Genomic DNA, 11,493 nt, shown 5'->3' with positions numbered 1-11,493 from the left:
AGGCCGATTGCCTCTTCTTTAAATTCTTTCGTATAAGTTCGATATTGACGTTTTGTATTCATATTCACCTCGATTGATTATCGTATTATCCACAATCAAGGTGTCCAGATCGATTAGACCAGAATAGATACAAAGTTTAAAGAGAAGCGAAACTATGGCTCAAGTACATCAAACATTGTCTGAACAATTAAGAATTGGCGAACATGAAATTGAACGTCGTAAGTATTTTATGGGATTTACAGAACAAGATAGTGATTTACTTAAATCATCACGTTCTTGGGTAGAACCATTAGTGCCAGCACTGGTTAATGAATTCTATATATTGCAAACTTCAATTCCTGAAATCTCCTTAATTATTGGCGATAGAGAAACGTTAAGTAATTTGCATAATAGTATGAGCCAATATGTATTGGATCTGTTTAGTGGAGACTATCAATCTGAATACGTCGATAAGCGATTACGCATTGGTAAAATTCATCACCGCATTGGCCTAAGTCCGAAGTTGTATTTGTCGGGTATTAATCAGCTGCAATTATTAATTGAAGATATGATCGATGATAATGCAGGAGAGTATGATATCGATTCGCTCGCGCTTAAACGAGCGGTACGTAAATTATTGTATTTTGATAATCAATTTGTGTTTGAGACTTACATTGCGGCATTGCAAAATGAAGTTGAAATCGTCAATACCCAACTTGAAAAATATGCTGCAAGCTTAGAAGACCAAGTTGCGCTACGTACTCGTCAATTGACTGAATTATCGATGCGAGATCCATTGACCAATTTATATAATCAACGCGCGTTTTATGAACAACTTGAAAAAGATGCCGCGATAGCACAACGTAGCGAAGGTTATTTTTCACTACTATTTATTGATATTAATAAATTTAAACAAGTGAATGATACCCATGGGCATAAAGTCGGTGATGAGGTATTAGTTGCAGTGGCGAAAGCTATTGAATCAACGGTTCGCAAAGCAGAAACTGCAGCGCGTAACGGCGGTGATGAATTCTGTATTTTATTACCTAATACCAAAGTTGAAAACTTGACCTTTTATTGCGATCGCTTATTTGCTGAATTCGATAAAATCAAGCCACTCGATATCACATTAAGTGTCGGTGGGGCCGAAATTTCACCTGAGAATGGTTTTGATATTGAAAACTTAGTGCATCGTGCGGATAGAAAGATGTATGAAGCGAAACAATTAGCCCATAAATCAGGTAAGAGTGAGCTGATATTAGACTTATCATCCTTCAATAAAAATAATAGTATAACCACAGTCTAGCGCTTAAGAATAAGCGTTGACTGTGGTTTTTTTATGGCTTTTTACTGCTAGGCTTTTGCTTCTTTTACCGTCCACATCGCTAACAGGGCGACAAGAGTCATGGCTGCCGAAACAAAAAACACCGCATGAAAACCAAAGTACTCAGCTATGCTGCCAGCAAATGCGCCGCCTAATATTCCGCCGGTTTTAATCGCATTAGAGTAAAGAGTGGTAACTTGCCCCATTTTCTTGGGTTTAAGATCTTGGAAAAAAGAGATCCCAAGCGCCGCCGTTACGCCAATAAATACCCCATTCAGAATTTGCAACGCGATAAAACCGCTTAAGCTGGTGTTGACTATGATGCCAACATAAAACAAAGCACCGGCGACAATCGAGACCATCATCATAGGTTTTTTGCCAAACCGTGCCGCATAGCTGCCACATAACAACATGATTGGAATTTCAATAAATGCGGCGGTTCCCATCATCCAACCCGCCACGGCCGAGTCCATGTGTAAATTGGTCGTGATGTACAGCGGCATACTGATCAAATACATATTATTCGAGCAATACATAAACACGAATGCAATCGAGAGCAGCATAATATTTTTGTCTTTCCACAACGATTCATCGATCTCTGTTGGGTTTTTAGGGGTGGGCTCTATGGTTGGAAAAGTTTTGTGGATCACGATACATAAAATAACAAACATAAATGCAGCTAATAAAAACAGCTGAGTAAAACCAAACCCAGTGGCAATAAAGAACGCGATCGGTGGGCCAATCACCCAGCCTAAGGAAATTTGGGCTCTCAGTACGGTGCTGAATTTTTCGGAAGGTTTGGTGCTGCGATCTAGAATTTCTCGTGCTAAAGCAAAGATTTGCGGAATAGAGGCAGAAGTGGTGCTAATAAAAATAGCCGAGCAGGCGAGTAATACCCAATAATTACGGTTGAAGGCAAAGATCATAAAACCCAGTGCGCCCATGATGTTACATACTAAGATTAAGCGTTTTCGATCAATACCATGATCCGACCACCAACCGATCACTTGGCTGATTAGCACGCCAGAAATGGTCATCACCATAAAGAAAATGCCGATCAATAATGGGCGAGCGCCAACTTCTTCCGAGATGAATAAACTCATTACCGGCGCGGTAAAAGCCCCTGCAATCCCAACAAAGAAGCAACTAAAGAGCAAAGAGGTAGTGATACGATCGGGTTGAGAACCGGGAAAGAACGAATAGATTAAGCGTTTCATAATAGCAACATGTCGAAGAAAAATTCGCCGATAGTTTAGCAAGATCAATAATCTAAACCTACCACTAATTGATAAGTGTGGAGGTAATGATGATTAAATAAGCAAACAGAGAATGAATTTCTCATAAATCCTTGTTTGCTCACTGGAAATTTTTAATCTAGATTGCATAATGGAATAAGAATACAAGGAAGGAATACTAATGGACGAAAATAATACCCCGTTACTTAATCTTAGGATTGTCACCCCAGAAGATTATCACGAGCTCGCGGCATTAATGGATTTGGTTTTTCCAGATGTGGGCGGCGCTTGGCCAGAGTCCACCATTATGGAACTGGTGACCCAATTTCCTGACGGCCAAATTTGCCTAGAAGATGACGGCAAAATTATTGGCGCCGCGTTAACCATTAAAGTCGATTACTCGCGTTTCTCTTTGCCACATAAATACACCGATATCGTCGATTTAAAAAATGTTGCACAACATAATGTTAAAGGCGATGCGATTTATGGTTTGGATGTATTTGTGCACCCAGATTATCGAGGGTTGCGCTTAGGCCGTCGTTTATATGAAGCGCGAAAAGAATTATGCCGAGCCGCTAACTTAAAAGCGATTTTAACCGGTGGTCGAATTCCTGGCTTTCAACAATATTCCGATCAAATGAAGGTCAGCGATTATATTGAAAAAGTGAAACGTCAAGAACTGCACGATCCAATTTTGTCATTCCAACTTTCCAATGATTTTGATGTTAAACGCTTGATGCGCGGTTACTTACCAGAAGATGAAAAGTCACAAGGTTATGGCACGCTACTTGAGTGGGATAATATTTTTTATGAAGAAGAATTAGAATCAATCCACCAAAATGAAAAAAGTATTGTCCGAATTGGGGTGGTACAATGGCAAATGCGTCATGTGATGTCGCTAGATGATTTGGTGAATCAGGCAGAATTCTTTATTACCTCGTTAGCGAATTATCAGTCCGATTTTGCCTTATTCCCAGAATTTTTCAGTGCGCCATTAATGGGACTGGCACCAGATCTTCGCTCGGTTGAGGCTATGCGTTATTTGAGTGAATATTCAGGCGAAATTATCCAACGATTCTCGCACCTCGCAGTGACCTATAATATCAATATTATTTCTGGCAGCTTGCCGGTTCAACAAGATGGCAAGATGTATAACGTCGCTTATATGTTGCATCGTGATGGCAGTATTGAAGAGCAATATAAGATCCACATTACCCCGCATGAAGAATGGGATTGGGTAATCGAAGGTGGCAATCAAGTTAAAGTGATGGAAACCGATGCCGGAAAAGTAGGTATTTTGATTTGTTACGATGTTGAATTCCCAGAGCTTGGCCGAATGTTGGCCGAACAAGGGGTGCAAATCTTGTTTGTTCCATTTTGGACCGATACTAAAAATGGCTATTTGCGAGTGAGAATTTGCGCCCAGGCGCGCGCGATCGAAAATGAATGTTATGTAGCGATAAGTGGCAGCGTTGGTAATTTACCTAGAGTCGACAACGTGGACATTCAATATGCGCAATCGGCGGTATTTTCACCATCGGATGTGTATTTCCCCCATGATGCCATTATCGCCGAAGCCGATCCTAATACCGAGATGATGATTTATGCCGATGTGGATCTGTCTAAATTGAAGTTATTACACAGTGAAGGTTCCGTGACCAACCTAAAGCATCGTCGCCCAGATTTATATCAATTTACAAAAACCAACCCTAAAGCTTAAAACGTAAATTATCATTGATTGAGTTTGACGATAGATAAAATAGTTAAAATCCATTTAGTAAAATCAAGAAATTAGACGACACTTAAGTTAGGGCAGCAAAAATGCCCATCACAGATAATGAATGATAGGAGTGCTTATGGCATCTTTAAAAGTACGAGATTATATGCGTCCACGTGCAGTGACATTTACCGAAGATATGTCACTGTCAACGGCGATGGAAAAAGTATTAAATGCCATCAATATTGGTGGGCCTGTTATTAACGATAACCATGAAGTCGTCGGATTTTTATCAGAGCAAGATCTTCTCAATCGCTTAGTGCAAGTCAGTTACCACTGCCAAGATACTCATACAGTGGGTGATTGCATGAATAGAGAAGCGCTGACCATTAGCCCTGAAATGTCCGTTTTAGCCTTAGCCGAGATGATGGAAGTTGGCAAACCTAAAGTGTATCCAGTAGTGGAAAATAAAAAGCTAGTGGGAATAATTTCACGCCGTGAAGTGTTAAAAGCGGTCAGTGATAATTATGATACTTGCTTTAAAAAGCCAGTATAGATTTAAGCTTCGAGTCTTTAAGCTCCAACAATGCCACTGATTGTATAAGTGCCTTTAGACACAAGCCGAAATAATTATTCGGCTTGTTCTATTTTGTGGTGATGCACAGCGCGCCAATTATGAGAGGGCAACCGATTAGCTATGTATGTCATTAATGTCGCTCATTGATAGATGTGAGCATGATCACTCAATCGTCCTCGGTTATTGACTAGATTAGGGCTAAGCAATTTTTTGAATAAAACGGTTGTATTTACCAACCTATTTTTTGTAAGGAGTCATCCGTGACAGCATCGAACTCTTCAAACGTATTTCATTTAGGCATTAACCAAAGCGACTTAAATGGCGCAACCTTAGCCATCATTCCTGGCGATCCGGGTCGTGTTGAGAAAATCGCACAATTAATGGATGAGCCTGTATTTTTAGCCAGTCACCGTGAATATACTGTTTTTCGTGCCAAATTAAATGGTAAGCCAATTGTGGTCTGTTCAACCGGTATCGGTGGTCCGTCAACGTCTATTGCGGTTGAAGAATTAGCCCAGCTTGGGGTGCGTACTTTCTTACGTGTTGGCACAACCGGTGCGATCCAATCACACTTAAATGTGGGTGATATGATCGTGACTACTGCCTCTGTTCGTCTTGATGGTGCCAGTTCGCATTTTGCTCCAATCGAATTTCCAGCGGTTGCCGATTTTGATGTTGCCACTGCGATGAAGCAATCTGCACAAGAAGCTGGCGCGGTCGTACACACCGGCATTACTGCATCAAGCGATACTTTTTACCCAGGACAAGAGCGTTACGATACTTTCTCTGGTCGTGTGCTTTCTCGCTTGCAAGGCTCAATGGATGAGTGGCAGAAAATGGGTGTATTAAATTTTGAAATGGAATCAGCGACCTTATTTACCATGTGTGCAAGTTCAGGCTTACGCGCAGGTTGTGTGGCGGCAGTGATTGTAAACCGCAGTCAAGAGGAAATCCCAGATCAAGAAAAACTCAAAGCGGCAGAGAACAACTCATTACAAATTGTGATCGGTGCAGCTGCAAAGTTGATGTAAGTATCTTTGTTTAGTGTTTAAGGCAAACAAAAATGCCCTGACTTTAACTAGAAATAGAGTTAAGTCAGGGCATTTTTTCAGTTAAAATTTTGAATGGTTCAAAACGGTTGCCAAAAAAGAGTATTTTTTAGTTATAACTCTTCTTGGCCTCCTGCGTCATTAAACCAATTTGTTAAGTAAGTTTTGAGATCTTTAAGCTCATCAGGGCCAATTAGAGCTAAACCTAAATCTTGTGCCCGTGATATATCATTATGTCGCATAGGACGAAAACTGACGAGCATGGCGCGGGCTTGTAAACCACCTAATAGATCACGTAATGATTCCAGTTTATACAGAGTATCATCGCCATCATCACGCATGCCTTTGGTTTTACATTCGATAATGTGCAGCTTGTTATTAACCACAGTAGCAACATCTAGTTCATTACGAACCTCACGATCACCAATTTCACGATAGACTTGAACGTTTAAAGAGTGGTCTTGAATGGTTGTTAACTCATCTTGGATTTCGCATACAATATTGTGCACATAATTTTCTAGCCATTCACCATTAGAAAAACGACGCGCATCTTCATTATGGAAGGTGAGAGTACCGTTTTCATAAGTGGCTAATTGAATATCGACTAAATCACTCAACAGCATATCGAGTTCTTTATAACCTTGCTGCTTTTCAGTTAAGGCTACATCGAGTTTTTGTTCCTTACGACAAGTGGTGGCGAGGTAGTTAAGGGTGGCTAGACCTGGGCCGAGTTCTAAAGCATTATTGGCCCAGCGTTTACATAGAGTGTGTAACTTTGCATCTAAAGAGGTGGGGATTTCGGTGACAGGAAATTCGCAGCGAGCGCCAAAAATAGTCAGGTAATCACTGATGCGAATATGATCTTGTACTTGTCGGTCTTCAAGAGAATCAGGATAAAGCCAGCACTGTTTATCACTAAAAGGTTCGACCACAAAAATTGGCCAATTATAGCTGCGAAAAACTTCATAAACCGAGAGTAGGCGGTGTCTTAAACCACAACTGGCATTAAACTTGATGACCTTTTCACGTGTAATAAGCTGCTCGGCAAGTTTTTTAACATGACGTTTGATTTCTGAAGTATCAACAACACTTGAGATTTCAAAAAATTCAGAGGTTAATCCACGATAGCTTAAAACAAAAGCTAATCTTTCATACATTTTAAATTGGCGACGATCACCAATAAAAATCATATGGCTGCATTCAGATCGGCTATCAAGTAGTGGAGTAATTAGTCTCACAGGATCTTGGTCTATAATACCAATGCAAGTCGCCATATCATTTCCTTCTGGGCCGAGTTGGCCATTTTAATCAAAATACGGGTCATTATCTTTGCTGTACATCTAAAATGAAATTATGGAAAATGGTACAAAAAAAGATAACTACGTTTAATCAATATGGGGCTGATCTCATTGAATTACAAGTGTATTCAATATGAATTAACCCGATAGCGGTTAGGCTAATGGTGCTTATTGCTATTTCTTCAATCGAGTTAGCCAAATAGACAGCACAAATACCCAGAGGTTCAGCCTAAGAGTGAAATTATCTCAGATATTTTATCTATAAAAGTTAAAATAGCGCAAAATTGTTATAGTATATGATTAAGCTAAGCTAATAAGTTCAATCGATATTTTTTTGAGCTTGAGACTTAAGTATTAATTACTATGAGTGGACAATACAGTTCTGGTCACATGGAGAGCAACATGGCGGAAGAAACCTTATTTAGTAAAATTATTCGTAAAGAGATCCCTGCCGATATTTTATATCAAGATGATTTAGTGACGGCGTTTCGTGATATCAATCCGCGTGCACCAAGCCACATCCTGATTATTCCGAATAAAATCATTCCAACTACCAATGATGTGGAAGAGGAAGATGAAGCCTTAATGGGGCGTTTATTTACCGTAGCTAAAAAGCTAGCTAAGCAAGAAGGGATTGCAGAAAATGGCTATCGCCTGATAGTGAACTGCAATGCTCATGGTGGCCAAGAAGTGTACCATATCCATATGCATTTAGTTGGTGGTCAACCGTTAGGGCCGATGCTGGTTAATTAATTTTTGGTTTAGCAACGAAAAGCACATGAATAAATTAAAAACATCACAATTAAATGTAAATAGACATTGGTTTGGTTTCGCACTGTCACATTGCCGTATGGCGCTAGTGTTGGTGGCAACCTTGTTTTTATCTGCCTGTGCCAATTTATCTGCTGGTAATTTGTTTAGTCATTATTCGGCGCAAAATCACGATGCCTACAAAAATGTGATGGTGGGTGACTATCAAGAGGCGGCGGAAGAGTTAAAAGAGTCTGACGTCGGTGGCCCTATCTTGAGCAATATGGAGAAAGGGCGGGTGACGTTCTTAGCTGAACGCTACCCCGATAGTTTTTCTGCCTTACAACTTAGTGATAAAGCGGTCAACACCTTAGATCAACGTGCTACGGTTTCCGTCAGTGAAAGCGCCAATCAAGCCGGCTCGTTAGCAACTAATGATAATTTAACCACTTACGAACCGGCTGATTATGAGCTCGGTTATTTGCATTTGTATTTAGGCTTAAACTACTTACAACAAAATGATTTGTCAGGGGCATTGGTTGAAATGCGTCGCGCCAATCAAGTGCAGGAAAAAGCGCAAAAACGCCGCGAAAAAGAACTAAAAGAAGCTCAAGCTGATATGGCAAGTAACGGTGTAAAGCCAAATGTGGGTAGCGTGCTTTCAAAATATCCCGCTGCCGGCAATACCTTACAAGCGGTGCAAAATGCTTATTTACTCTATTTATCGGCATCATTATATGAAGCTGGCGATCAGTTAAACGATGCGTATATTGATTACAAACGAGCGCTGGCGGTTTACCCAGAAAATAAACAAATTATTGAAGCAACACTGCGCGTGGCGAAGCAATTAGGGATGCGCCAAGATCTAAGTATGCTAACCAAACAATATGGCGAGCCGAAATCTATTCCGAAAGGCCAAGGTCAAGTGGTTATTTTAGATGAGCAAGGGATCGTAGCGGCAAGAGATAACTGGCGTTTAAACCTGCCATTATTCAATAGCCGTGACCAAGTGAAAATTTATAGTGTGACCTTACCATATTATAAATCCATTCCTAACCAACATTTTAATGCTATCCAATTAGAAGGACATTCGTTAACACCAAGTTTACTTGCTGATACCAATGTAATGGCAAAAAATGATCTATCGGAACGGATCCCTGCCATGGTATTAAAGCAAGGTTTACGTTTATATGTTAAAGACCAAATGCGTCATCAAGCGGCAAAAAATGATGATTCAGGCATTGCGAATATCATCGTTAATATTTGGAATGTCGCCACCGAACAACCAGATACCCGCAGTTGGCAAACGCTACCAGGAAAAGTGTATAGCAGCAGTATTAATTTACCAGCAGGGGATCACGCCGTTACTATAGGGGCAAAATCTTATACATTACCGGTAAAAGCGAATCAGAGAATGTTGGTATGGGTTTCAAGACAGGGAAATTCAGTTACTATGTGGCATAAGCAATTAGGAGAAATCGAATGAAAAAATGGATGATTGCCTGTTTCGCTGTCATAGCGTTAGCAGGGTGCTCAAGTAATAATACTTCGGGTTTAAGAATAGACAGTAGCAGCCAACAAGTGCTTTATGGTGATAGCGAGCTTGATAGTCGTTTAAGCATCAAAGATATTAGCACCAAAAATTTGAACGGCAATACGCGCGGCGTGGTGCAAGTTGAAAGCAAGTACAAAGGTGACCAACAGCTTCAATACCGCTTCTACTGGTATGATGAAGATGGAATTGAAGTTAATGCCAAACAAGGTGCATGGCGTCAGTTTATCCTACGTGGTTCAGAATCAATCAGTTTATCTGAAGTATCGGTGAACCCGAATGCGAAAGAGTTTCGTATTCAAATTCGCCCACAAGATCAATAAGGAAGTTTGTAATGAAAAAAAGTACCATAGTATTATTAAGTCTAGCGGTCGTGTTAGGCGGTTGTGCGAATAAAGTAGAATATGGTGATGCCAATGCAGCAGAAACCACTACGGTCGATTTCGGTTCAACCGATCTACAAAAAATCGCCAATGAAATGGTCGATAGCATGTTAGCGTCAGGCTCGGTTGCCGCGATCACCAAAGACAGCCGTCCGATTGTGTTTGTCGATAACATTAAAAACAAAACCAGTGAGCATATTGATACAGAATCTGTTACCGATTCGGTCAGTACTAAAATGCTAAACTCGGGTAAATTCCGTTTTGTTGATATGGATAAAGTGGAAACCGTGCGTAAGCAACTGAACTTCCAAAATAATGATCAACTTGTAGACCAAAGCAGCGCGATCAAGTTCGGTCAAATGGTCGGTGCGCAATACATGCTGTACGGCAATCTGTCTAGCATTGTAAAAGAAGCCGGCAGCGACAAAGATGTTTACTACAAAATGACCATGCGTTTAATGGACTTGAAAACCGGTCTGATTGAATGGGCGGATGAAACCGAAATCCGTAAGCAAGAGTCTAAAAGCTTCTTTGGCATGTAATGTCAGTGCTTAAAGATGTCAGAAGTTGTCGATAGACATGGTTATGAATAGTTGGCAACAAGCGCTTAAACAAGAGCCAAATTTAAGCGCGCTACTGCAACATCTGACCAAACCACCGGTGAGCGCGATAGCTCTGACCGGTGGTTTAACCAATCAATGCTGGAAAATAACCACCGATTGCGGCAAACACTTTGTATGGCGACCTTACTCAGCCTCTACCGCACAACTGTCGTTAAACCGTACCGATGAATACCAGATATTACACGCGTTGCAAGCTGCCACATTCTCTCCGAAAGTGGAGTGTTTACTCGAGCAAGGGTTATTACTTGAATGGGTAGAGGGTGAAAATCTAAACTGCGCTAGCCACGATGAATCGCAGCGTCATGTTATGCACTCGTTAGCCAAACTACATCTCTATTCAATCCCTGATACATCTTATTTAGCCTCAATTAATACATTTGATTATCAAGCCTGTATTGAAGGTTATTGGCAACAACTTCCGCCACATCAGCGCACATCACTCCAGCGACAACGATTAGACTATTTCTCTTCTAAAGTGAATGTTTTATACGCGCGGAGCTTAGCGTTCGCACCACAGTGTTTATGCCATTTTGATTTAGGGATCTATAATATGATCCAACAGCCAGATTCGAGCGTGGTGGTAATTGATTGGGAATACGCTGCACTTTCAACCCCGATAGTCGATTTAGCCACAAGCGTATTGGCGGGGCAGTTTGATGTACTAAAAAGTGTTGAAAGCTATGCAAGTCATCAAGATATCGATAAAAAGCAGTGGTTTAATTTAGTCAATCAATGGATACCGTATTTACGCTTTATGGCAATGTTATGGCATCAACTTGCACTTAATCTTCATGCTAGACAATCGGATAAAGATGCGATTAAAATATTGAATCATCAATTAGAATTAGATGGTTATTGAGTTTGGGCGAGTAGTTTTAGGTTGTCGTTTAAACCAAACAAGCAACACAGATCACTTTTTATTACTTTATAGAAAAATAAATACACAATCAGCCGTTTAAAACCTTAATAATCATGGTAGATTGAAGTGATTAAAGGAAAGTGCACA

Annotated in this window: 11 protein-coding genes; 9 read left to right on the top strand and 2 right to left on the bottom strand. The window is 40.5% G+C overall.

The features are described from left to right. Nucleotides 1–154 precede the first annotated feature (154 nt). Nucleotides 155–1,285, top strand: a complete 1,131-nt coding sequence (locus HC723_RS10255; protein WP_153447280.1) for a GGDEF domain-containing protein — start codon at nt 155–157, stop codon at nt 1,283–1,285. Between the two features lie 47 nt (nt 1,286–1,332). Here the strand turns inward: HC723_RS10255 and HC723_RS10250 are convergent, their stop codons facing one another. Next, nucleotides 1,333–2,520 (bottom strand): sugar efflux transporter, encoded by a 1,188-nt coding sequence (locus HC723_RS10250; RefSeq protein ID WP_153447279.1) that lies wholly within the window; start codon nt 2,518–2,520, stop codon nt 1,333–1,335. 199 nt (nt 2,521–2,719) lie between these two features. Here HC723_RS10250 and HC723_RS10245 point away from each other — a divergent pair, with 199 nt between their 5' ends. From HC723_RS10245 to udp, 3 genes are all read left to right on the top strand, one after another. Beyond that, nucleotides 2,720–4,258: a bifunctional GNAT family N-acetyltransferase/carbon-nitrogen hydrolase family protein gene (locus HC723_RS10245; RefSeq protein WP_190338992.1), complete on the top strand. Its 1,539-nt coding sequence runs from the start codon at nt 2,720–2,722 to the stop codon at nt 4,256–4,258. A gap of 136 nt (nt 4,259–4,394) precedes the next feature. Further along, nucleotides 4,395–4,811 (top strand): CBS domain-containing protein, encoded by a 417-nt coding sequence (locus HC723_RS10240; RefSeq protein WP_153447277.1) that lies wholly within the window; start codon nt 4,395–4,397, stop codon nt 4,809–4,811. A 281-nt stretch (nt 4,812–5,092) separates the two neighbouring features. Beyond that, entirely contained in the window at nt 5,093–5,863 is a 771-nt protein-coding gene (gene udp, locus HC723_RS10235; RefSeq protein ID WP_153447276.1) for a uridine phosphorylase, read from the top strand. Between the two features lie 131 nt (nt 5,864–5,994). Here udp and HC723_RS10230 read toward each other — a convergent pair whose 3' ends face one another. Further along, on the bottom strand, nt 5,995–7,155 hold the full coding sequence (locus HC723_RS10230; RefSeq protein WP_153447275.1) for a Card1-like endonuclease domain-containing protein: 1,161 nt from the start codon (nt 7,153–7,155) through the stop codon (nt 5,995–5,997). A 426-nt stretch (nt 7,156–7,581) separates the two neighbouring features. Between HC723_RS10230 and hinT the strand changes: the two genes are divergently transcribed. The 5 genes from hinT to HC723_RS10205 all read left to right on the top strand — a co-directional run bounded on the left by hinT (nt 7,582) and on the right by HC723_RS10205 (nt 11,346). Continuing rightward, on the top strand, nt 7,582–7,932 hold the full coding sequence (hinT, locus tag HC723_RS10225; protein WP_153447274.1) for a purine nucleoside phosphoramidase: 351 nt from the start codon (nt 7,582–7,584) through the stop codon (nt 7,930–7,932). Between the two features lie 97 nt (nt 7,933–8,029). Beyond that, a complete protein-coding gene (locus HC723_RS10220) occupies nt 8,030–9,415 on the top strand; it encodes a COG3014 family protein (RefSeq protein WP_190338995.1) in 1,386 nt (461 codons plus the stop codon). Continuing rightward, on the top strand, nt 9,412–9,804 hold the full coding sequence (locus HC723_RS10215; protein ID WP_153447273.1) for a YcfL family protein: 393 nt from the start codon (nt 9,412–9,414) through the stop codon (nt 9,802–9,804). Before HC723_RS10220 ends, HC723_RS10215 begins: the two co-directional genes overlap by 4 nt. Before the next feature lie 11 nt (nt 9,805–9,815). Next, nucleotides 9,816–10,406, top strand: a complete 591-nt coding sequence (gene lpoB, locus HC723_RS10210) for a penicillin-binding protein activator LpoB (protein ID WP_153447272.1) — start codon at nt 9,816–9,818, stop codon at nt 10,404–10,406. 43 nt (nt 10,407–10,449) lie between these two features. Then, the gene (locus tag HC723_RS10205) at nt 10,450–11,346 is read left to right on the top strand and encodes a phosphotransferase (RefSeq protein WP_190338991.1); all 897 of its coding nucleotides are present in this window, start codon (nt 10,450–10,452) and stop codon (nt 11,344–11,346) included. Nucleotides 11,347–11,493: the final 147 nt, after the last annotated feature.

This window comes from Vibrio sp. S11_S32 (genome assembly GCF_014694465.1).
In the GTDB taxonomy this organism is placed as follows: Bacteria; Pseudomonadota; Gammaproteobacteria; order Enterobacterales; family Vibrionaceae; genus Vibrio; species Vibrio algicola.
This window is presented reverse-complemented; position numbering and strand designations above follow the sequence as displayed.